Raw genomic sequence first — 20,812 nt, 5'->3', positions numbered from 1 at the left:
CATCTTCGTCCCGCACCCCGGCCGGCCGTCACCTGGACGACCGGCCGGGGTCGGCCTCCTCGCAGGGGCCCGCCACGAGCCTGCGCGTGGTGGGGGGCGAGGAGGCCCCTGCTCAGCGGGTGCTGCGGAGGTACGCCCGCACCGACAGCGGGATGAACACCGCCAGGATCGCCACCGCCCACAGCAGCGTGTAGAGCACCGGGTTCTGCAGCGACCAGGCCGCGGGCTCCGGTGCACTCGCCGGGATGTTGCCGAACAGCTCACGAGAGGCCTGGGTCACCGTGGAGACCGGGTTCCACTCGGCGAAGCGCCGCAGGGCCGTCGGGAAGCTCTCCAGCGGCACGAACGTGTTGGCGACGAACGTCAGCGGGAAGATCACGATGAAGCTGGCGTTGTTGACGACCTCGGGCGTGCGCACCAGCAGGCCGACCAGCGCCATGAGCCAGGAGATGGCGTAGGCGAACACCAGCAGGATGAGGAACCCACCGATCGCCTCGGCGATCGAGCTGTTGATCCGCCAGCCCACGAGCAGCCCGGTCACCGCCATCACCATGATGGAGAAGGCGTTGAGCCCCAGGTCGGCGACCGTGCGACCGATCAGCACCGCCGAGCGCGACATGGGCAGCGACCGGAACCGGTCGATGAGCCCCTTCTGCATGTCGTCGGCGAGGCTCGCCCCGGTGATCGTGGACCCGAAGATGACCGTCTGGGCGAAGATCCCGGGCAGCAGGAACTCGGCGTAGGTGATGCCGTCGGGCAGCTCGATCGCGCCACCGAAGACGTACCGGAAGAGCACCACGAACATGATCGGCGAGAGGGTCGCGGCGACGATCAGGTCGGGCACCCGCTTGACCTTGATCAGGTTGCGCCGGGTGATGACGATGCTGTCGGAGACGGTCTCGGCCAGGGTGGTCATCGGGGGGCTCCTGCGCTGACGGTGTCGTGCTCGGTGGTCTCGGCGGCCGGCTGGGCGTCCTCGGCGCTGTGGCCGGTGAGGGTGAGGAAGACGTCGTCCAGGTCGGGTCGGCGCAGCCCGATGTCGAGGATCTCGGCCCGGACACCGGACAGCCGGCGGAGCGCCTCGGCCAGGGTGTCGGTGCCGCCGGTGACCGGCACCGACAGCCGCCGGGTCTGCGGGTCGGCCTGCGGCTCGCCGTGCGCCAGCGGCCGCAGCGCCTCGCCCACCGCCGCCAGCTGCTCGGCGGTGCGCACGGTGAGCTCCAGCCGCTCGCCGCCGACCTGGGCCTTGAGCTCGTCGGCGGTGCCACGGGCGATGACCCGGCCGCGGTCGATGACCACCATCCGGTCGGCGAGGCGGTCGGCCTCCTCCAGGTACTGGGTGGTGAGCAGGATCGTCGTCCCGTCGTGGACCAGGTCGGCGATGAACTCCCACATGCCCAGCCGGCTGCGCGGGTCGAGCCCGGTGGTGGGCTCGTCGAGGAACAGCACCCGCGGCCGGGCGATCAGCGAGGCGGCGATGTCGAGCCGGCGGCGCATGCCCCCCGAGTAGGTCTTCGCCGGGCGCCCGGCGGCGTCGACGAGGTCGAAGCGCTCCAGCAGCTCCCCGGCGCGGGTGCGGGACTCCTTGCCGCTGAGCCGGTACAGCCGTCCGACCATCTCCAGGTTCTCCCGGCCGGTCAGGTACTCGTCGACGGCGGCGTACTGGCCGGTGAGCCCGATCGTGGCGCGCACCTGGCCGGCCTGGGTCACGACGTCGAGGCCGTTGACCTCGGCGCGGCCCCCGTCGGGCCGCAGCAGGGTGCTGAGGATCCGGACGACGGTGGTCTTGCCCGCCCCGTTGGGTCCCAGCAGCCCGAGGACGGTGCCCTCGGACACGGTGAGGTCGACCCCACCGAGCGCGGTGTTCTCCCCGAAGCGCTTGACCAGCCCCTCGACGACGACGGCGTTGTTCATGCCGCGCACGGTAGGGCCCCCCGCCGACAGTTCCCAGGGGTTTCCCGGCAGACCCGGTGGGTCCGTTGCATGAGCACTCCTCCGACGACGCACGGCTCCCCGCCACCGGGCGCGGCGGCGGGTCGGAGGTGGAGACCGGCGCCGCCGGGGGAACTCATCGGTGGGTCAGTCGACGCTCACCGGGTAGCCGGCGGCCGACAGCGCGGCCAGCACGGCGGTGGCGTGGTCGGGGCCCTGGGTCTCCAGGTGGACGCCCACTAGCACCTCACCGAGGTCGAGCGCCGGCGTCGTCCGCTCGTGCTCGACGGAGAGCACGTTGGCGCGCAGGCCGGCCAGCTCGCGCAGCAGCCCGGCCAGCGAGCCGGGCCGGTCGGGCACCGTCACCCGCAGCGACAGGTAGCGGCCGGCGGCGGTCATGCCGTGCTGGACGACCTTCATCATCAGCACCGGGTCGATGTTGCCGCCGGAGACGACCGCGACCACCGGCGGGGCGAAGGCACCGGGGTCGGCGAGGACGGCGGCGACCGCGGCGACCCCGGCCGGCTCGACGACCAACTTGGCCCGCTCGAGGCAGAACAGCAGCGCCCGGGACAGGTCGCCCTCGGTCACCGTCACGACGTCGTCCACCAGGCCGGCGACGTGGGCCAGGGTGAGGTCGCCGGGGGCCGCGACGGCGATGCCGTCGGCCATGGTGGCCATCGCGGCCAGCTGCACCGGGTGCCCGGCGGCCAGCGACGCGGGGAAGGCGGCGGCCGCAGCCGCCTGCACCGCGACGACCCGGACGTCGGGACGGCGGGCCTTGACCGCGGCCGCCATCCCCGACACCAGCCCACCGCCGCCGGTGCAGACGACGACCGTGGCGACCTCGGGGCACTGCTCGAGGACCTCCAGGCCCACGGTGCCCTGCCCGGCGATGACGTCGGGGTGGTCGAAGGGGTGGATGAAGACCTTGCCGGTGGCGGCGGCGAACTCGACCGCCGAGACCATCGCCTCGGTCAGCGTCGCCCCACCGAGCCGGGCCTCCGCGCCGTACCCGCGGGTGGCGGCCACCTTGGGCAGCGGCGCGCTCTCGGGCATGAAGACCGTCGCCGCCGCACCCAGCTCGCGGGCGGCCAGCGCGACGCCCTGGGCGTGGTTGCCGGCGCTGGCGGCGACGACGCCGCGGGCGCGCTCGGCGTCGGTGAGCCGGGCGATCCGGGTGTAGGCGCCGCGGATCTTGAACGAGCCGGCCCGCTGCAGGTTCTCGCACTTGAGCCACACCGGACCGCCGACCCGGTCGGCCAGCGCCCGCGAGTGCTCCAGCGGGGTGCGGCGGACGACGCCGGCCAGCAGCGCGGCGGCCGCCTCGACGTCGGCTCCGCTGACCAGGGGCACTGCACTCGGGGCGACCACGGCGCGATCCTCCCAGCCCGGCGGGCGCACACGTGACGGACACCCGACTGTCACTCCTGCGTCGTACCGTGGTCGAGGTGACGGACGCCGCACCGCAGCAGACCTCGCAGTCCCCCACCCCTCCCGCTCCCACGACCCTCGGTGAGCTCCGCGCCACCGGGGTCACCGCCCGGCCGGTCAAGGCCGAGCTGCGCGCCAACCTGCTCGCCCGGCTCGCCGCCGGTGAGCCCACCCTGCCCGGCATCGTCGGGTTCGAGGACACCGTCGTCCCCGAGGTCGAGCGCGCCCTCATCGCCGGCCACGACCTGGTCCTGCTCGGCGAGCGCGGGCAGGGCAAGACCCGCCTCATCCGCACCCTGGTCGGCCTGCTCGACGAGTGGACGCCGGTGCTCGCCGGCAGCGAGCTCAACGAGCACCCGCTGGCCCCGATCAGCGTCTGGGGGCACCGCCAGGTCGCCGAGCACGGTGACGCGACCCCGGTGGGCTGGCAGCACCGCAGCGAGCGCTTCGGCGAGAAGCTGGCCACCCCCGACACCAGCGTCGGCGACCTCATCGGTGACGTCGACCCGATCAAGGTCGCCGAGGGCCGCACCCTGGGCGACCCCGAGACGGTCCACTACGGCCTGGTGCCGCGCACCAACCGCGGCATCTTCAGCATCAACGAGCTGCCCGACCTGGCCGAGCGCATCCAGGTGGCGCTGCTCAACGTGCTCGAGGAGCGCGACATCCAGATCCGCGGCTACCGCGTGCGGCTGCCGCTGGACCTGCTCCTGGTCGCCAGCGCCAACCCCGAGGACTACACCAACCGCGGGCGGATCATCACCCCGCTCAAGGACCGCTTCGGCGCCGAGGTGCGCACGCACTACCCCGTGGAGCTCGCCGACGAGATCCGGCTGCTGCACCAGGAGGCGCAGACCTCCTGGCTCAGCAACGACGCCCTGGACACCCCGCTGGTGCCCGAGCACCTGGTGGAGATCGTCGCCCGGTTCACCCGGCTGGTGCGCGAGTCCAGTCACGTCGACCAGCGCTCGGGCGTCAGCGCCCGGTTCGCCATCGCCGGCCTGGAGACCGTCGCGGCCTCCGCCGTCCGGCGGGCCGCGGTGGCCGGCGAGGCACGACCGGTGGCCCGGGTCGTCGACCTGCCCAGCATCGTCCCGGCCAGCCGCGGCAAGGTCGAGTTCGCCGACTCCGGCTCCGACAGCGACGACGACCGGGACCTGGAGGTGCTCGAGCACCTGCTCCGGCAGGCCACCGCGCAGACCTTCCGCGCCCGCTGCGGCGGGCTGGACCTGACCGGCCTGCAGGAGCACTTCACCGGCGGCGACACCGTCGAGTCCGGCGACCTGGTGCCGGCCACCCGGCTGCTCGGCCAGCTGGGCACCGTGCCGAACCTGGCCCAGCTGCTGGGCCGGCTCGGGGTGCCCGAGGGCGAGGAGTCCGCCGAGCAGGCCGCGGCCGCCGTCGAGTTCGCGCTCGAGGGGCTGTGGCTGACCCGGCGGCTGGCCAAGGACACCGACGGCTCGCGCACGGTCTACGGGGCCTGACGTGCCGGGACATCGCAGGCCGAAGGGGTACCGGTACGGCAGGTGGGCCGGCGGGCCCGACCCGCTGGCCCCGCCCTACGACGTGGCCGCCGCGGTCGACGAGATCGGCGACCAGGTGCTCGCCGGTGCCGGCGTCCGGGAGGCGATGCGCGACCTGCTGCGCCGCGGCGTCGACGGCCGCCGCGGCCTGGACCAGCTGCGGCGCACCGTCCGCGACCGGCTCAAGCAGGCCCGCCAGGCCGGCCGGATGGACGGCACGCTGGAGGAGGTCCGGGAGCTGCTGGACCGCGCGGTCGAGGCCGAGCGGACGGCGCTGTTCCCCGACCCCGACGACGCCGCCCGGCTGGCCGAGCAGGAGCTGGACGCCCTGCCCGAGGACACCGCCGGTGCGGTGCGGGCGCTGAAGGACAAGCAGTGGCGCTCGCCGGAGGCCGCGCAGGCCTACCAGCAGATCAAGGACCTGCTCCAGCAGGAGGTCCTGGACAGCCAGTTCCAGGGGATGAAGCAGGCGCTGCAGCAGATGCAGGACGGCGACGGCGCCGGCATGCAGGCGGTCAAGGACATGGTCGCCGACCTGTCCGCGCTGGTCGACGCGCACAACCGGGGCGAGGACACCGACCAGCAGTTCGCCGACTTCATGGAGAAGCACGGGGAGTTCTTCCCCGACTCCCCCGAGTCGGTCGAGGAGCTGATCGACTCACTCGCCCGCCGGGCCGCCGCCCAGCAGCGGATGATGGCCGGGCTGTCGCCGGAGCAGCGCGCCGAGCTGCAGGACCTCATGGGCCAGGCGATGGGCGACCTGGGTCTGCAGAGCGAGATGGCGCACCTCAACGACGCGCTGCGGCAGGCCCGCCCCGACCTGCCGTGGGGTCAGGGCGGTCCGGTGCCCGACGGCGAGCAGGGGCTGGGCATGGGCGACGCCACCAGCGCCGTCGCTGAGCTGGCGGACCTGGAGGCGCTGAGCCAGCAGCTGTCGCAGGGCTACGCCGGCGCCTCGCTGGCCGACGTCGACGAGGAGCTGCTGGAGCAGGCGCTGGGCCGCTCGGCCGTCGACGACCTGGCCGCACTGCGCCAGCTGGAGCGCGAGCTCGAGCGGCAGGGCTACCTCAACCGCAGCGACGGCAAGCTGGAGCTGTCGCCCAAGGCGGTCCGCCGGCTGGGCGCCACGGCGCTGCGGCGGGTGTTCGCGAAGCTCGCGTCCACCGGCCGCGGCGAGCACGACGTCGCCGACGCCGGCGCCACCGGTGAGCTGACCGGGGCCTCGCGGGAGTGGCGGTTCGGCGACGAGCAGCCCCTCGACGTCGTCCGGACGGTGCGCAACGCCGTCCTGCGCAGCGCCGGCACGCCGCGGGAGGACGGGCAGCGGAAGGTGCAGATCGCCGTCGAGGACTTCGAGGTGGTCGAGACCGAGCGCCGCACCGGGGCAGCGGTCGCGCTGCTGGTCGACCTGTCCTACTCGATGGCGCTGCGCGGCACGTGGGGCGACGCGAAGTCCACCGCGATGGCGCTGCACTCGCTGGTCACCACCCGCTTCCCGCAGGACGCCATCGAGATCATCGGGTTCTCCTCCACCGCGCAGGTGCTGCGCCCCGAGGAGCTGGCCGAGCTCAGCGTCGACACCCTGCAGGGCACCAACCTGCAGCACGGGCTGATGCTGGCCCGCCGGTTCCTGGCCCGGCACCGGGACGCCGAGCCGGTGGTCCTGGTGGTCACCGACGGCGAGCCGACCGCCCACCTGGAGGACGACGGGACGCCGTACTTCTGCTGGCCGCCGATGCCGGAGACGATCGCCCGCACGGTCGCCGAGGTGGAGAAGGTGGCCCGCTCGGGCGCGACGATGAACGTCTTCGCCCTGGACCCGGAGCCGGGGCTGGTCGAGTTCGTGCACGACATCACCGCGCGGGCCGGTGGGCGGGTGTTCCAGCCCTCCAGCGACCGGCTCGGCGAGTACGTGGTGGCCGACTACCTCCAGGCCCGCAAGGGCCGCCGCGGCCGCTAGTCGGAGGACCCGCTGCCCCGGCCGCGTCCCGAGGCTCGCCGCGAGCTCGCGAGTGGTGAGGAGGACGGGGTCCTCCCACTCGCGGCGGGACCCTGCAGCGGGGCCGACCGCCGGTGGCCCGGCTCACCCGGGCCACCGGCGGCGCATCGGGGAGGATGGACGGCGTGAGCACCGAGGCACCCACCGGGACGATCACGATCGAGCAGGTCGACGCAGCGACCACCTACCCGCTGCGCGTCCAGGAGCTGCGCCAGGGCCGGCCCGCCGAGATCGACGAGGACGACGCCCCGTACACGGTCCACCTGGCCGCCCGGCTCGAGGACGGCGAGGTCGTCGGCGTCGTCCGCTTCCACCCGCGCGACTGCCCGTGGCGGGAGGGTGAGGGTTCCTGGCAGCTGCGTGGCATGGCCACCGACCCGCGGGTGCGCGGGCTCGGCGTGGGCCGGGCCCTGGTCGCCGAGGGCCTGTCCCGGGTGGCGGCCCGCGGTGGCCAGCTGGTGTGGTGCGACGCCCGCGGTGCCGCCGTCGGCTTCTACGAGCGGATCGGCTTCACCAGCGTCACCGAGGAGTACGACCTGCGTCCGGTCGGCCCGCACCGCGGGATGGTCATCGAGCTGCCGATCCGCTGAGCGGGGTCAGCGCGTCGGGTGGGCCCCGCTGGAGCTGATCCCCGGGATCCGCCCGGCCCGGAACGCGTCGACGAACAGCCGGTGGTCGTCCTGGGTCCGCCGCGCGTAGGAGTGCGCGAAGGCGACCATGTCGGCCACGAACTCCTCGCGCCGGCCGCCGAGGAGCTCCGTGAGCGCCTCCTCGGTCTGGAACGGCACCATCGTGTGGTCGCTGTCGGCGTCGCCCACGCAGTGCAGCTTCGCCGTCGCCCGGCCCAGCTGGGTCAGCACCGTGGTGATCTCCGCGGGCTCGGTCAGGTCCTCCCAGTCCAGGTCGCTCTCGTAGGGCGAGAGCTCCTGCACCACGAAGCCGACCCCGCCGATCTCGGTGTGCCCCAGGAACTGTGAGGCGTTGGCCTGCAGCGCCCGCTGGCTCACCGCCGTCCGGTGGCCGTGGTGCTCGAAGTAGGAGCTGATCTCCGGGTCGCGGACGACCCGGCTGGGCGCGGCGACGTTGCCCTGCTTGAGCGAGAGGACGACGTCGTTCTCCAGCGCCTGGTCGTAGCCCTCGATGAGCACCGTGTAGGCCGGCAGCCCCGCGCTGCCGATGCCGAAGCCGCCGGTGCCGACGACGTCCTTCACCCCGTAGGCGACGTCGTGCCGGCGCCGGGGCGGGTGCACCGTGCCCTGCCAGCGGTCCAGCGCGGCCAGCACCTCGGCCCGCTCGTCGTCCTCCAGCCGGCGGTTGCGGGGCAGGTCGGCGAACCGTCGCTCGTAGCGCTCGACGACGGTCAGCCGGTCCAGCAGCCCGATGCGCGTGCGGGCGGTCGTCGCCAGGACCACCTCGTGCACCGCGCCCTGCGTGTTGTCCCGGGTCAGGGCGAAGGATCGGTCCTCGTCGGAGCGGGTGAAGGCCTCGACCTGGTCGAGGTAGGAGCCGAGGAACACCTCGAGCAGCTCGCCGATGACGTCGTCGCCCAGCGCCTTGCGCCAGGCGAGCAGGGCGAAGCTGGCGGCGAAGCGGCGCAGGTCCCAGCTGAGGTGCCCCAGGTAGGCCTCGTCGAAGTCGTTGACGTCGAAGACGATGCGGCCCTCGCCGTCCATGTAGGTGCCGAAGTTCTCGGCGTGCAGGTCGCCCTGGATCCACACCCGCGACGTCCGCTCGTCACTCCAGCGGTCCTCCAGCGTCGCCATGTCGGCGTAGAACAGGCAGGCCGAGCCGCGGTAGAACGCGAACGGGTCGGCGGCCATCTTGCGGAACTTGGTCCGGAAGGCGTCCGCGTCGGCGGCCATGAGATCGGAGAAGGCGTCGACCAGGACGTCGATGATCTGCTGGCTGCGGGCGACGTCGTCGGTGCGCTCGTTCGGAGGGGTGAGATCAGCTCGGTCGGCCACGGCTCCACGCTAGGGGGCAACTAACGTGGGAGACGGTGCCCCACGCGCAGGACGCGACGGTGGGGCCGGTGCAGAGGGGCGGGACCGCGTGACGCGAGCGAGCAGGGCCCGCAGGCTGGCGACCGGGGCCGTCTACGGCGGCGGCGGTGTCGGCCTGGCCGGTGCGGCACTGGTGACGCTGCTGCGCCAGGAGGCCCGGGCGGCCCGCCGCACGGTGCAGTCCCACCGCACCCAGGCCGACCCGCCCACCGGCAACGGCCGCTACGGCCGCGGGCCGGGCACCCCGATCGTGCTGGCGGTGCTGGGTGACTCCAGCGCGGTCGGGCTCGGGGTGGAGCGCGCCGCCGAGACCCCCGGCGTGCTGGTCGCCTCGGCGCTGGCCGAGCTGGCCGAGCGCCCCGTCCGGCTGGTGAAGTTCGCGGTGTCCGGGGCGACCTCGAGCAGGCTCGACGCCCAGGTGGACCTGGCGCTGGCCGAGCGTCCCGACGTCGCGGTGGTCATGATCGGCGCCAACGACGTCACCAGCCGCACCCGCCCTGCCGTCTCCGTCGCGCACCTGGCCGACGCGGTGCGCCGGCTCGAGGAGTCGGGGTGCAAGGTCGTCGTGGGCACCTGCCCGGACCTGGGCACGATCCGGCCCATCCGCCAGCCGCTGCGACTGCTGGCCCGCCGGTGGAGCCGCAACCTGGCGGCCGCGCAGACCATCGCGGTGGTGGCCGCCGGCGGCCGCACCGTCTCCCTCGGCTCGGTGCTCGGCCCGGCGTTCGCCAGTGACCGGGCGATGTTCAGCAGCGACGAGTTCCACCCCTCGGCGGCCGGGTACGCCGCCGCGGCAGCCGTGCTGCTGCCCTCGGTCGCCGACTCCCTCGGCGTCTGGCCGGCCGCGCTGGACCGCGGTCTGCGGCTGCGGCGCAACACCGTGCGCCCGATCGCGCAGGCCGCCGCCAAGGCCGCCGGGCGCACCGGCACCGAGGTGCAGCCCACCGAGGTGCGCGGGTCCGAGAGCGGCCCGCGTGGGCCGTGGGCGCGGCTGCGCCGCCGGGCACCGACGGAGATCACGGTGGCCGACGCCGACCAGGTGCCCACCGAGCCCGTCGGCTCCTGAGCCGCGGCGTCGTCCGGACACGACGTCGTCCGGACACGAACAGCCCCGGACACGAACAGCCCCGGACACGACCGTGGCCCGGCCCCCTCGCGGGGACCGGGCCACGGTCGGTTGGTGCTGGGTCAGCTCACTCGCGGAAGTACGACAGGAGACGCAGGATCTCCATGTACAGCCAGACGACCGTGACGAGCAGGCCGAAGGCGATGTACCAGGCGAACTTCGGCGGGGCGCCGCGGCGGATGGCCTCGTCGGCGGCGTCGAAGTCCAGCAGCAGCATGAACGCCGCGATGCCGATCATCAGCAGGCTGAAGCCGATGGCGACCGGGCCGCCGTCGCGCAGGTTCAGCGGGTCACCGTCGGTGAAGAGGCCGACCACGACGTTGACCAGCGTGAGCACGAGGGCACCGACGAGGGCGCCGACGACCCAGCGGGTCAGCTTCGGGGTGACCCGGATGGCGCCGGTCTTGTAGACGACCAGCATGCCGGCGAAGACGCCGAACGTGCCGATGAGCGCCTGCATGACGATGCCGGGGTAGATGTCGTTGAAGGCCTCGCTGATGGCGCCGAGCGCGACGCCGTACAGGATGCCGTAGGCCAGCGTCGCGGCCGGGTTGGCGATCTGCTTGAACGAGATCACCATGCCGAGCACGAACGCGACCAGCACCGACGGCAGTGCCAGGCCCCAGGCCAGGCCCTGGGGCAGGAGCGCCCAGGTGGCGGCGGCGGACAGCACCGTCACCAGGAAGCTGATGCCGGTCTTGGTGACGACGTCGTCCATCGTCATGTAGGCGCGGTCGGTCGCGGCGTACGGCGACTGGACCGGCTTGCCGTACGGGTCGTACTGGGTGGGCGCTCCGCCGGTGGTCGGCTGCGGGCCTGCGCCCCAGCCGGCGTACGGGCTGTTGCCGGCCGCGGCGAAGCCCCGGCTGAAGGCCGGGTTGCTGCTGGGCATCGTCATCTCCTCGAGGTGACTGGTCGGGCCGTGGGGCTGTGTACGCCCCACGCTGTCTGTTCCAACGCCACGTGGGGGCGGCTAGTTCCCGCCCCGCCCCGGTCACCCGGACGAGTGCCCCCGGTCGGGTTCGAACCGACACTGGGACCCTTTTAAGGGGCCTGCCTCTGCCGATTGGGCTACGAGGGCTCGTCGGTGCGTGAGCTTGCCAGCTCCGTCGCGCGGCCGAGGACGGCGTCGAGCATCGGCTCGGTCAGCTTGCCGGTGAAGGTGTTCTGCTGGCTGACGTGGTAGCTGCCCAGCAGGGTCAGCGGCCCGTTCGGTCCGGTCAGCGACACCTCGACCCCGTGCCCGAAGGCCGGCCGCGGCCGGGGCAGCGGCACCCCCGCCTCGGCCAGCACCGGCCACAGCGCCTGCCAGCCGAACCCACCGAGGACGACGACCACCCGCAGCCGGGGCAGCAGCGCCAGCTCGCGGGCCAGCCACGGCGAGCAGGTGTCCCGCTCCTCCGGCGTCGGGGCGTTGGCCGGCGGGGCGCAGCGGACGGCGGCGCACACCCGGACGTCGGTGAGGGCCAGCCCGTCGTCCTTGTGGACCGAGGTCGGCTGGTTGGCCAACCCGGCCCGCCACAGCGCGGCGAAGATCCAGTCGCCGCTGCGGTCACCGGTGAACACCCGGCCGGTGCGGTTCCCGCCGTGCGCGGCCGGCGCCAGCCCGACGACGGCGATCCGGGCGTCGGCCGGCCCGAGGCCGGGCACCGGGCGGCCCCAGTACTCCTCGTCGCGGAACGAGGCCCGCTTGACCTCGGCGACCTCCTCGCGCCAGGCGACCAGCCGGGGACAGGCGCGGCAGCCGGAGATGCGCTCGTCGAGGACGGCGAGCTCCCGGGACCCGGCGGCCCCGCGCCGCACCCCGCCGGCGCTGCGGGTGACCGGGAAGCCGTCGGCGTCGCGTGCCATGGCACCAGCAGAGCACGCGACCGGTGGGCGCGCCGCAGGCCCCCTGGGGCAGGATCGGGTCGTGGCGAAGAAGAAGCAGGCGGAGAAGGAGCCCGGGCTCTACAAGCTCCTCGGGCTCGGGCTGGCCGTCCCGACCGGGATCGTGGTCAAGAAGCTCGCCGACATGGCGTGGGAGAAGGTGCGGGGCTACCCGCCGCCGAAGAACCCGGCCGCCCCCGGCGTCGGCTGGGGCGAGGCGCTCGCCTGGGCCGCGGTCTCCGGCGTCCTCGTGGCGGCCGGCCGGCTGGTGGCCGCGCGCGCGGCCACCGCGGTCTACGAGGCGATCACCGGCGAGCTGCCCCCGGACATGAACGCCGACAGCGCCGCCTGAAGCACCCGGTGGGGCCGTGTTCGCGAACACGGCCCCACAGGGTGGTCAGTCGCGGGCGAGGCGGAGGGCGATGCCGTCGAGGATGTCGTGCTCGCTGACGACGACCTCGTCGAGGTCGAAGGCGTCCATGACCACCCGCAGGATCAGCGAGCCCGCGCCGATGACGTCGACCCGGCCGGGGTGCATGACCGGGTACGCGGCCCGCTTGGCGCGGGTCGCGGTGAGCAGCCCTGCGGCGACCGAGCGGACGGCGGCGACCGGGATGCGCGAGCCGTGGATGGCGTCCGGGTCGTAGGCGGGCAGCCCGAGGGCGAGCGCGGCCACGGTGGTGACCGTGCCGGCCACCCCGACCAGGGTCACCGTCTCCCCCACCGGCACCTCGGCGGCGACCAGCGCGAGCGCGGCCCGGATGTCGGCCTCGGCGCCCTGCACCTCGTCCGGCGGCGGCGGGTCGCTGCGCAGGTGCCGCTCGGTGAGCCGCACGCAGCCGATGTCGACCGAGCGGGCGGCCCGCACCCCCTCGGCGTCACCGAGGACGAACTCCGTCGACCCGCCGCCGATGTCCACGACCAGGTACGGCGCGGTGATCCCGGTCAGCGACGCGGTGGCGCCGAGGAAGGACAGCCCAGCCTCCTCCACCCCGGGGACCACGTCGGGCAGCTGGCCGAGGGTGGTCAGCACCATCTGCTCGAAGTCGGCCCGGTTGGCGGCGTCCCGGCTGGCGCTGGTGGCGACCATCCGCACCCGCTCGGCACCGAGCTCGCGGGCCTGCGCGGCGTACTCGGCCAGCACCAGGCGGGTGCGCTCGATCGCCTCCGGGGCGAGCCGGCCGGTGGCGTCGACGCCCTGGCCGAGCCGGACCACCTCCATCCGGCGCAGCAGGTCGGTCGCCGGGCCCTCGGGCGGGACGTCGGCGACCAGCAGCCGGATGGAGTTGGTGCCGCAGTCGATGGCAGCGACCCTCATCGCACGTCCTCCGGGTCGGTGGGGCTGGGCTGGGCGCACGGGCCGGCGGCCCACCACTCCCCCATCTCGGCGACCGCACGGTCACCGATGGGGTTCACCCCCGGGCCGGCGGCCAGGGCATGGCCGGCGAGGGCGTGCAGGCACTTGACCCGGTCGGGCATGCCGCCGGCGGTGGCCCGGGTGGGCAGCACGTCCCGGGCGTCGCGGGTGGCCAGGAAGCTCTCGTGGGCGGCGAGGTAGGCGGCGGCGAGCTCGGGGTCTCGGCCCAGCTCCTCCTGCCACTCCCGCATCCGGCCGGCGGACTCCAGCCGGCTGGCCGCGGCGGTCGCCCGCGGGCAGGTCAGGTAGTACAGCGTGGGGAACGGGGTGCCGTCCTCCAGCCGGGGCGAGGTCTCGACGACGTCGGGCTGGCCGCACGGGCAGCGGTGCGCCACCCCGACCAGGGCCCGCGGCGGACGGCCGAGCTGGCGGCCGACGACGGCGCGCTCCTCCTCGGTGACCGGCGGGGACGGCGGGGCCACCACCGGCCCGGGGCCGTCGGGGCTGCTCACTTCTCCGGTCGGGCGCTCGCTCACACCCCGAGTCTGCGTGACAGCGACTGCGCCTCGCACACGGCCCCTCCGGCCCCGTTGCAGGGTCCCGCCGCGAGCTCGCCCGTGGTGGGGGGCAACGGGGTCCGTCAGCCGTCGGCTCGGGCCACCGAGTCCAGCAGCGCCTCGTACCAGGGCAGCGGGGCGCCGGGGTCGGGCACACCGGTGGGCACCTCGGCCGTGTCACCGGGGCCGCCGTCGTCCCCGACGATGACCAGCCGGCTGCCCGGCGGCACGAGGGTGAGCCGCTCGCGGGCCTGCTGCTCGATGTAGGCGGGGTCGGTGCGCTGGTCCAGCTGCGCCTGCAGGTCGGCGGCGCGCTGGGACAGCGCGGACTGCTCGGCGGCCAGCTCGGCCAGCTGCTGGCGGCCGGCGACGTACTGCCGCAGCGGCCCGGCGAGGGTCAGCGCCAGCAGCAGCACGGTCGCGGCGAGCAGCACCGTGCGGCCGGTGAACCGCGGTCCCCGGCTGACCGGCGTGGTGCGCGCCGGGTTGCGGGTGGTGCGCCGGCCGGGCCGGCTGTCGGCGGCACCGCGCGAGCCCGCCCGCACCGGCCGCGACGAGGTCCGGCGGCGGGAGCCACCGGGCCGGGCGCGACGGGTGCGGGCGGTGCTCATACGGGGATCAGCCCTGGCGGGCGGCCAGCCGCGGGAACGCGGCGGCGCCGGCGTAGCGCGCGGCGTCGTCCAGCTCCTCCTCGATGCGCAGCAGCTGGTTGTACTTGGCCACGCGCTCGCTGCGGGCCGGGGCACCGGTCTTGATCTGGCCGCAGTCGGTGGCCACGGCGAGGTCGGCGATCGTGGTGTCCTCGGTCTCGCCCGAGCGGTGGCTCATCATCGAGCGGTAGCCGGCCCGGTGGGCCAGGTTGACCGCGTCGAGGGTCTCGGTGAGCGTGCCGATCTGGTTGACCTTCACCAGCAGCGCGTTGCCCGCGCCACGGGCGATGCCGTCGGCCAGCCGGGTCGGGTTGGTGACGAACAGGTCGTCGCCGACCAGCTGCACGCGGTTGCCCAGGGCGGCGGTCATGGCGACCCAGCCGTCCCAGTCCTCCTCGTCGAGGGGGTCCTCGATGGAGACGATCGGGTAGGCGTCGACCAGGCCGGTGTAGTACTCGATGAGCTCGTCGGAGGTCTTCGTCGCGCCCTCGAAGGCGTAGCCCTCGGCGCTGTGGAACTCGCTGGCCGCGACGTCCAGGGCGAAGGCGATGTCGGTGCCGACGGTGTAGCCGGCGTTCTGCACGGCCTCGACGATCAGGTCGAGGGCGTCGCGGTTGCTGGGCAGCGACGGGGCGAAGCCGCCCTCGTCGCCCAGGCCGGTGGACAGCCCGCGCTTCTTCAGCACGGCCTTGAGCGCGTGGTAGGTCTCGGTGCCGACCTGCAGCGCCTCGGCGAAGGAGGCCGCCCCGATCGGGGCGATCATGAACTCCTGGACGTCGACGTTGCTGTCGGCGTGGGCGCCACCGTTGACGATGTTCATCATCGGCACGGGCAGCAGGTGCGCGGACGGGCCGCCGACGTAGCGGAACAGCGGCAGGCCGGAGGACTCGGCGGCGGCCTTGGCGACGGCGAGGCTGACGCCGAGGATCGCGTTGGCGCCCAGGCGGGACTTGTCGGGGGTGCCGTCGAGGTCGATGAGCCGCTGGTCGACCAGCCGCTGCTCGGCGGCCTCGAAGCCGACGAGCTCGGGGCCGATGACGTCCAGGACGCCGTCGACGGCCTGGGTCACGCCCTTGCCCCCGTAGCGGGTGCCGCCGTCGCGCAGCTCCACCGCCTCGAAGGCTCCGGTGGACGCACCACTGGGCACGGCGGCCCGGGTGATGGTCCCGTCGTCGAGGGCGACCTCGACCTCGACGGTCGGGTTGCCTCGTGAATCGAGGATCTCTCGGGCGCCTACGGCTTCGATGCTGGCCACGGGCTGCAGCCTAGCCAGGCTGCGCGGTCCGCGGACACACCGCGCCGCAACCGGGTGGCCTGGGAGCATGACCGGCGATGACCTCGCCCGCCCCGCCTCCCCCGCCGCGGCCGCACCGTCGCGCCGTCCGTCAGCTCCGGCTCGGGCTGGTGCCGGTGCTCGTCGTCGGCCTGGTCCTGCTGGTCGTGCTCGGCGTGCGGCTCGGGTCGGCGCGGGAGCCGCTGGCCGCGGCGAGCGCCACCGCCCCGGCCACGGTGACCGCGACCGGCACGGCCCCGGAGGGCCGCGGGCTGGACGTCGCCTTCACCGACGCCGCCGGCACCGCGCGCACCGGGGTCCTCGAACTGCCCCGCCCCCTGCCGGTGCCGGTGGGCGCGCGGCTGACCGTGCAGTACGACCCGGCGGCCCCGGCCGGGGCACGGGCGCTGGTGCACACCGACGGGGACGCCGCCCATGCCGCGGCCGGCGGCGTCCTGTTCGGGCTGGTGCTCGTCGTGCTGGTGCTGCTCGTGGTCACCGCGCTGACCTTGGCCCGGCTGCTCGGGCGGCCCCGGCTGCGCACCCGGCCGGGGACGGCGGTGCCGGCCACCCACGTCGTGGTCGCCCAGGGGCTGCTGGTGCGCAGCTGGCTGGAGCTGACGACGCCGACCGGACGGCGCTGGCTGCCCGTGCACTGGGCGCCGGAGCTGGACCGGCTGACGCCGGGGACCCGGGTCACGGTGCACGGCGACCCCGCCGGCCGCCGCCCCGTGCTGCCGGTGCTGGAGGGTGCGGAGGTGTGGCCCTCGGGCCGGCTGCGCGGCAAGGAGCCCCGCGGGCAGGTGCGGCAGGCGCCCGTCGTCCCCGGCGCCACCGAGCTGGGCATGGCCCGGCAGGCCCGGGCCGACGGCGTCCTGCCCTTCCTGGCCCCGGTGCTCGGGCTGCTGTGGGCCTACGTCGACAGCAGCGGCCTGCCGGGCTTCCTGGCCGCGACCGCGCTGTGTGCGGCCGTGCTGTTCTGGCTGCCCCAGCTGCTGGGCTCCGACCCGAGCGCCACCACCCAGTAGTTGAAGGACCCCGGTCAGGCGGGCCGGTCGTCCCTGGACTCGGCGGTGTTGCGGGACCGTTCGGCGAGCTCCTCGGGGCTGGGGCCGGCGAAGGCCCTCGACCGCTCCCGGGCCTCGACGCTGCCGGTGAACAGGCCGGCGTTGGGTGAGGTGACGGCGTCCGTGGACCCCGGCGACGCGGGAGCCGGGACGCGCTCGACGCCGAAGCCGCCCACGCCCTCGGTGCGGACCCGCGGCAGCGAGGCGCCGTGCTCGCGCTGCAGCCAGACCACCAGCGCCTCGCGCACCTGGCAGCGCAGGTCGAACAGGGTCGGCCCGTCCTTGGCGCTGACCAGCACCCGGACCCGGATCACCGAGCCCACCGCGTCGGTCACCTGCAGGACCTTGACCCGTTCGTCCCAGAGGTTGTTCTCCTCCAGCATCCGGTCCAGGGCGGTGCGCATCTCGTCGAACGGCGTCGTCCAGTCGACGTCGATCTCGATCGAGCCCAGGACCGCGGACTCGGTGCGGGTCCAGTTCTGGAAGGGCGTCGTCGTGAAGTACGTGGAGGGCAGCACCAGCCGGCGGTCGTCCCAGACGTGGACGACGACGTAGGTCAGCGTGATCTCCTCGATCCGCCCCCACTCCTCCTGCACGACCACGACGTCGTCGACCCGGATGGCGTCGGTGAAGGCCAGCTGCAGCCCGGCGAACACGTTGGCCAGCGAGGTCTGCGCGGCCAGACCCGCCACGACCGACAGCACCCCGGCGCTGGCCAGGATCGAGGTGCCGGCCGCCCGGGCCGCGGGGAAGGTGAGCAGCATCCCGGCGATCGCCAGCAGGGCCAGCACCGCCACGGTCAGCCGGCGCACCAGCGTGACCTGGGTGCGCACCCGGCGGGCGTGCCGGTTGTCCACGACGTCGACGTCGTAGCGGGCCAGCGCGAGGTCCTCCACGACGAAGGCGGCCACCGCGACCAGCCAGGCGACCACCGCGATCAGCGCCAGCCCCAGCACCCGGACGACGACGTCGCGCCACTCCCCGACGCGGGTCGCCGAGTCCAGCACCACCGTGACCGCGACGAGCACCAGCAGCACCCGCAGCGGACGGCGTCCGCGCCGGGACAGGTCGGCGACGGCCGTGCTGCGGCCGGCGAAGCGGCGGACGACGGTGCCGATGGCCACCGCGACCAGCCAGGCGGCCAGCGCGGCGCCGACCACGACCAGGAGCAGCAGCCAGGTGGACTGCGGCAGCACCTCGGAGACGGTGTCGTCGGCGGCGAGGACGAACGGGGAGGACACGGGCATGCGGCAGCAGCTCCTGGCGGTGGCGCGGGCGGGAGGACCGGGCACGCCGTTGGCCGGAACGCTCCACGTTAGGTGCCGCTGCTGGGCGTGGCCCCCGTCCCGGCCGTGTGCTCACCCACAGCCGGGCGAGGCAGGGCCCTACGCCTCCGGGGTGCGGGCGTGGGCGGCGGCGTCCAGGGCGTCGGCGTACCGGCGGACGGCGGTGCGCAGCGCGTCCTCGGCGTCCCAGCCGCGCTCCCGGGCGGCGACGACGATGCCGAGCAGCTGCTCCCCCAGCTCGGCGGCGTCGGTCGCGGTCAGCTCGGCGGCCGGCGGGGTCGGCAGCCCGGCCCGCGCGGCCCGGCCGGCCAGTGCGGCGCCCCAGGAGGTGGCCGGCTGCGAGCGGGAGACGCCCTCGGTCGGCGAGCGGCGCTGCTTCTCGGTCTTCTTGATCTCGTCCCAGCCGGCCTCGACCTGGGCGACGTCCCGGGGCCCGGCGTCGGCGAACACGTGCGGGTGCCGGCGCACCAGCTTCTCGACCAGGTCACCGGCGACGTCGTCGACGTCGAAGGGGACGCCGAAGGGCGCCTCCTGGGCCACCCGGGCGTGGAACGCGACCTGCAGCAGCACGTCGCCGAGCTCCTCGCGCATGCCGACCGGGTCCTCCTCGACGATGGCGTCGTAGGCCTCGTGCGCCTCCTCCAGCAGGTAACCGCGCAGCGAGGCGTGGGTCTGCTCGGCGTCCCAGGGGCAGCCGCCGGGTGAGCGCAGCCGGTCCATCACCGCGACGACGTCCAGCAGCCGGGCGCCGGGTGGCTCGGGGGCGCCGGCGAGGACCGTCGCGCCCTCGGGGACCTCGGCCGGGGTGAGCAGGCAGACCGCGCCGGCGGGCACCTCGGCGAGGGAGGCGAGGTCGGTGACGGACGTCCCCGCGACACGGAGCGCCTCCGCCGTGGCGACCGCCCCCGGCAGCGCGACCAGCCGGTCGGCTGCGGAGACCAGCTGCCAGGCTGCAGGGCCGAGGAGCCCGGGCAGTCGAGGGCTGACGGTGACGAAGGTGGGTGCCGGCACCCCCTCAGTCTCCGCTGCCCTCCCGGACAGCGCCCGCCGCAGGTCCCGCTCCGTGCACCACGGCCGCGACGCCGCTCACGGCCTCAGCTCGGTCGCCAGACCCGCACCCAGTCGATCCGCATCTGCGTCCCCGGCGTCGGCGCTCGGTCGGTGTACATCGCGAGGTTGAGCGTGAGGAACTGCGGCAGGTCGTCCACCCCTGCCGACACACCCGCCTCGGGGTAGGCGACACCGTCGAGGTAGGGCACCACCCGCCCCTGCGTCCGGAGCAGTCCGTACGTGTGCCACGAGTCGCGGTAGTCGACGGCTGCGTCGCCGTACGGCTGGATCGAGTGCTCGCCCCTCATGCCGACGGGTCCCGGGAAGTGGTAGACGAAGGCCGGGGGCCGCAGGATCGAGGTGTCGAAGTACTCCATGATGTCGATCTCCGGGGGCCATCTGTCGTCCGGGACGGTCCAGAACGCGGGCCAGAGACCGTCCCCGATCGGGATCCAGATGCGCGCCTCTATGTAGTCACCGTCCTGCGCGAGGAAGTTGCCCTGTGTCGTCATGCACCCGGACGAGTGGGTGTACTCGACCCCGTCCACGGTGCGCGGATCCGGCTGGATGGTCAGGGCGGCCGTGCCGTCCACGACGCTGACGTTGCCCGGTGAGTAGTAGGCGTCCTCGATCTCGGGGTTGAACGCCCCGTCGTTCGTCTCCCCGCCGTAACGGTTCGAGCGCCACTTCGACGCGTCGATGACCGGGCCGTCGAACTCGTCGACGAAGACCGGGGTCCAGTCGGACCGGAGGCCGGGAGGACCGTCGAGAGGCACCACTGGAGCCGGGGGTGCCGGGGCCGGGGCCGGGGCCGGGGCTGCGGCCTGGGCGCCGGCCCCGGCCGCCCCGCCGTCCAGGAGCTGGCTGGTGACCGCCAGGCTGCCGACCGTCGTCAGCAGCACGCCGACGGCACAGACCACGTGCAGCGCACGACGCCGGTGGGTGACCCGATCACTGGTCTTCAGCTGGCACCTCGATCTCCCGTGTCGGCAGCTCGCACGCCGACGCGCAGCGGCCGCCCGATCTCCGGATGAGTCCTCGAGCGCGTGGGTCGATCGTCACGCGACTGCCCCCGGTCGCCCCACGATGCGGGCCTCCGCTCAGCCCTCCGAGGTGCTGAGTTCACCCGGTCGGGCGACGCCGCCACCTCGAGCCGACGCGGGACGACCCGACGCGCACCGGCCCGTGGACGCCGTCCGGCCGGGCGGGCGGCGCCCCGGCGTCGCGCCGGTCGTGCCGTGGTCCCGCCGGACCGTGCACCAGCGGGACCGACCAGCTCGTCGCCATCGGCCGGTCCACCGCGGCGCCCACCACGTGGTCATGCGGATCGACCGGGACGCACCGGTCGCCCCTGGACGGGCCGTCACCGGCCCGTCGTCCGCCGGGGTGGCCGACTGGTCACCCAGCGCCGAACCTGCTCCCCCACCGGCGAGGGCCCTCGGCTGCGGGAGTGAGCCCAGGACCCTCAGCGGGAAGCGGCGACGGCTACCGGCTGGGCGAGGACGGCGGTGAGCAGCGTGTGCAGCTTCTCCAGCAGGGCGACGTCCCGCAGCGGGGTGCGGCGGTCGGGCCCGACGGGGGCCTTGATCGACACGGTGCGCACGGCCTCCTTGTAGGTGGCGCCCTCGGCCAGCCGGGACAGCTTCATCACCTGCGACTCGCGCAGCTCCACCGGCCCGACCCGCA

At 74.6% G+C, this 20,812-nt stretch carries 20 protein-coding genes and 1 tRNA gene; 6 read left to right on the top strand and 15 right to left on the bottom strand.

Annotation, left to right across the window (positions count from 1 at the left end):
- Nucleotides 1–112 precede the first annotated feature (112 nt).
- The 3 genes from O2W14_RS15495 to ilvA form a co-directional block, all read right to left on the bottom strand.
- Nucleotides 113–916: an ABC transporter permease gene (locus O2W14_RS15495; protein WP_269177006.1), complete on the bottom strand. Its 804-nt coding sequence runs from the start codon at nt 914–916 to the stop codon at nt 113–115.
- Nucleotides 913–1,914 (bottom strand): ATP-binding cassette domain-containing protein, encoded by a 1,002-nt coding sequence (locus tag O2W14_RS15490; RefSeq protein ID WP_269177005.1) that lies wholly within the window; start codon nt 1,912–1,914, stop codon nt 913–915. Before O2W14_RS15490 ends, O2W14_RS15495 begins: the two co-directional genes overlap by 4 nt.
- Nucleotides 1,915–2,079: 165 nt before the next feature.
- A complete protein-coding gene (gene ilvA, locus O2W14_RS15485) occupies nt 2,080–3,306 on the bottom strand; it encodes a threonine ammonia-lyase (protein ID WP_269177004.1) in 1,227 nt (408 codons plus the stop codon).
- A gap of 77 nt (nt 3,307–3,383) precedes the next feature.
- Here ilvA and O2W14_RS15480 point away from each other — a divergent pair, with 77 nt between their 5' ends.
- From O2W14_RS15480 to O2W14_RS15470, 3 genes are all read left to right on the top strand, one after another.
- Nucleotides 3,384–4,850: a sigma 54-interacting transcriptional regulator gene (locus O2W14_RS15480; protein WP_269177003.1), complete on the top strand. Its 1,467-nt coding sequence runs from the start codon at nt 3,384–3,386 to the stop codon at nt 4,848–4,850.
- A gap of 1 nt (nt 4,851) precedes the next feature.
- On the top strand, nt 4,852–6,849 hold the full coding sequence (locus tag O2W14_RS15475) for a VWA domain-containing protein (RefSeq protein ID WP_269177002.1): 1,998 nt from the start codon (nt 4,852–4,854) through the stop codon (nt 6,847–6,849).
- A 164-nt stretch (nt 6,850–7,013) separates the two neighbouring features.
- Nucleotides 7,014–7,478: a GNAT family N-acetyltransferase gene (locus O2W14_RS15470; protein ID WP_269177001.1), complete on the top strand. Its 465-nt coding sequence runs from the start codon at nt 7,014–7,016 to the stop codon at nt 7,476–7,478.
- 6 nt (nt 7,479–7,484) lie between these two features.
- Here the strand turns inward: O2W14_RS15470 and O2W14_RS15465 are convergent, their stop codons facing one another.
- On the bottom strand, nt 7,485–8,852 hold the full coding sequence (locus O2W14_RS15465; RefSeq protein WP_269177000.1) for a DUF2252 domain-containing protein: 1,368 nt from the start codon (nt 8,850–8,852) through the stop codon (nt 7,485–7,487).
- 88 nt (nt 8,853–8,940) lie between these two features.
- Between O2W14_RS15465 and O2W14_RS15460 the strand changes: the two genes are divergently transcribed.
- Complete coding sequence (locus O2W14_RS15460) at nt 8,941–9,957, top strand: SGNH/GDSL hydrolase family protein (RefSeq protein ID WP_269176999.1); 1,017 nt, start codon at nt 8,941–8,943, stop codon at nt 9,955–9,957.
- Nucleotides 9,958–10,084: 127 nt separating this feature from the next.
- Here O2W14_RS15460 and O2W14_RS15455 read toward each other — a convergent pair whose 3' ends face one another.
- The 3 genes from O2W14_RS15455 to O2W14_RS15445 all read right to left on the bottom strand — a co-directional run bounded on the left by O2W14_RS15455 (nt 10,085) and on the right by O2W14_RS15445 (nt 11,868).
- Nucleotides 10,085–10,909, bottom strand: coding sequence for a Bax inhibitor-1/YccA family protein (locus O2W14_RS15455; protein ID WP_269176998.1), 825 nt, complete (start codon nt 10,907–10,909; stop codon nt 10,085–10,087).
- A 115-nt stretch (nt 10,910–11,024) separates the two neighbouring features.
- A tRNA-Leu gene (locus O2W14_RS15450) sits at nt 11,025–11,098 on the bottom strand.
- On the bottom strand, nt 11,089–11,868 hold the full coding sequence (locus O2W14_RS15445; RefSeq protein WP_269176997.1) for a uracil-DNA glycosylase: 780 nt from the start codon (nt 11,866–11,868) through the stop codon (nt 11,089–11,091). The genes O2W14_RS15450 and O2W14_RS15445 overlap by 10 nt, the downstream gene beginning before the upstream one ends.
- A 61-nt stretch (nt 11,869–11,929) precedes the next feature.
- On the opposite strand from O2W14_RS15445, the gene O2W14_RS15440 reads away from it, so the two are divergent.
- A complete protein-coding gene (locus O2W14_RS15440; protein ID WP_269176996.1) occupies nt 11,930–12,238 on the top strand; it encodes a DUF4235 domain-containing protein in 309 nt (102 codons plus the stop codon).
- Nucleotides 12,239–12,283: 45 nt separating this feature from the next.
- Here the strand turns inward: O2W14_RS15440 and O2W14_RS15435 are convergent, their stop codons facing one another.
- From O2W14_RS15435 to eno, 4 genes are all read right to left on the bottom strand, one after another.
- On the bottom strand, nt 12,284–13,204 hold the full coding sequence (locus tag O2W14_RS15435; RefSeq protein ID WP_269176995.1) for a Ppx/GppA phosphatase family protein: 921 nt from the start codon (nt 13,202–13,204) through the stop codon (nt 12,284–12,286).
- Complete coding sequence (locus O2W14_RS15430) at nt 13,201–13,779, bottom strand: DUF501 domain-containing protein (RefSeq protein WP_269176994.1); 579 nt, start codon at nt 13,777–13,779, stop codon at nt 13,201–13,203. The genes O2W14_RS15435 and O2W14_RS15430 overlap by 4 nt, the downstream gene beginning before the upstream one ends.
- A gap of 104 nt (nt 13,780–13,883) precedes the next feature.
- Nucleotides 13,884–14,411 carry an FtsB family cell division protein gene (locus O2W14_RS15425; protein ID WP_269176993.1) on the bottom strand — a complete coding sequence of 176 codons (528 nt, stop codon included), beginning with the start codon at nt 14,409–14,411 and terminating at the stop codon, nt 13,884–13,886.
- A gap of 7 nt (nt 14,412–14,418) precedes the next feature.
- Nucleotides 14,419–15,705 carry a phosphopyruvate hydratase gene (eno, locus tag O2W14_RS15420; protein WP_269176992.1) on the bottom strand — a complete coding sequence of 429 codons (1,287 nt, stop codon included), beginning with the start codon at nt 15,703–15,705 and terminating at the stop codon, nt 14,419–14,421.
- A 77-nt stretch (nt 15,706–15,782) separates the two neighbouring features.
- Between eno and O2W14_RS15415 the strand changes: the two genes are divergently transcribed.
- Nucleotides 15,783–16,751 (top strand): DUF3592 domain-containing protein, encoded by a 969-nt coding sequence (locus O2W14_RS15415; RefSeq protein WP_269176991.1) that lies wholly within the window; start codon nt 15,783–15,785, stop codon nt 16,749–16,751.
- Nucleotides 16,752–16,765: 14 nt separating this feature from the next.
- Here O2W14_RS15415 and O2W14_RS15410 read toward each other — a convergent pair whose 3' ends face one another.
- From O2W14_RS15410 to O2W14_RS15395, 4 genes are all read right to left on the bottom strand, one after another.
- Nucleotides 16,766–18,037, bottom strand: a complete 1,272-nt coding sequence (locus O2W14_RS15410) for a mechanosensitive ion channel family protein (RefSeq protein ID WP_269176990.1) — start codon at nt 18,035–18,037, stop codon at nt 16,766–16,768.
- A gap of 138 nt (nt 18,038–18,175) precedes the next feature.
- Nucleotides 18,176–19,087 carry a MazG family protein gene (locus O2W14_RS15405; RefSeq protein ID WP_269176989.1) on the bottom strand — a complete coding sequence of 304 codons (912 nt, stop codon included), beginning with the start codon at nt 19,085–19,087 and terminating at the stop codon, nt 18,176–18,178.
- A gap of 83 nt (nt 19,088–19,170) precedes the next feature.
- A complete protein-coding gene (locus O2W14_RS15400; RefSeq protein ID WP_269176988.1) occupies nt 19,171–20,046 on the bottom strand; it encodes a glycoside hydrolase family 16 protein in 876 nt (291 codons plus the stop codon).
- Nucleotides 20,047–20,591: 545 nt separating this feature from the next.
- On the bottom strand, nt 20,592–20,812 hold a 221-nt coding region (locus tag O2W14_RS15395), incomplete at its 5' end, for a hypothetical protein (RefSeq protein ID WP_269176987.1).

The sequence above is a fragment of the Modestobacter sp. VKM Ac-2986 genome, from assembly GCF_026967795.1.
In the GTDB taxonomy this organism is placed as follows: domain Bacteria; phylum Actinomycetota; class Actinomycetes; order Mycobacteriales; family Geodermatophilaceae; genus Modestobacter.
This window is presented reverse-complemented; position numbering and strand designations above follow the sequence as displayed.

Coding starts and splice junctions, on each gene's coding strand:
- O2W14_RS15410 (WP_269176990.1), bottom strand. CDS start 18,037: ATGCCCGTGTCCTCCCCGTTCGTCCTCGCCGCCGACGACACCGTCTCC.
- O2W14_RS15490 (WP_269177005.1), bottom strand. CDS start 1,914: ATGAACAACGCCGTCGTCGTCGAGGGGCTGGTCAAGCGCTTCGGGGAG.
- O2W14_RS15425 (WP_269176993.1), bottom strand. CDS start 14,411: ATGAGCACCGCCCGCACCCGTCGCGCCCGGCCCGGTGGCTCCCGCCGC.
- O2W14_RS15495 (WP_269177006.1), bottom strand. CDS start 916: ATGACCACCCTGGCCGAGACCGTCTCCGACAGCATCGTCATCACCCGG.
- O2W14_RS15445 (WP_269176997.1), bottom strand. CDS start 11,868: ATGGCACGCGACGCCGACGGCTTCCCGGTCACCCGCAGCGCCGGCGGG.
- O2W14_RS15455 (WP_269176998.1), bottom strand. CDS start 10,909: ATGCCCAGCAGCAACCCGGCCTTCAGCCGGGGCTTCGCCGCGGCCGGC.
- O2W14_RS15435 (WP_269176995.1), bottom strand. CDS start 13,204: ATGAGGGTCGCTGCCATCGACTGCGGCACCAACTCCATCCGGCTGCTG.
- O2W14_RS15415 (WP_269176991.1), top strand. CDS start 15,783: ATGACCTCGCCCGCCCCGCCTCCCCCGCCGCGGCCGCACCGTCGCGCC.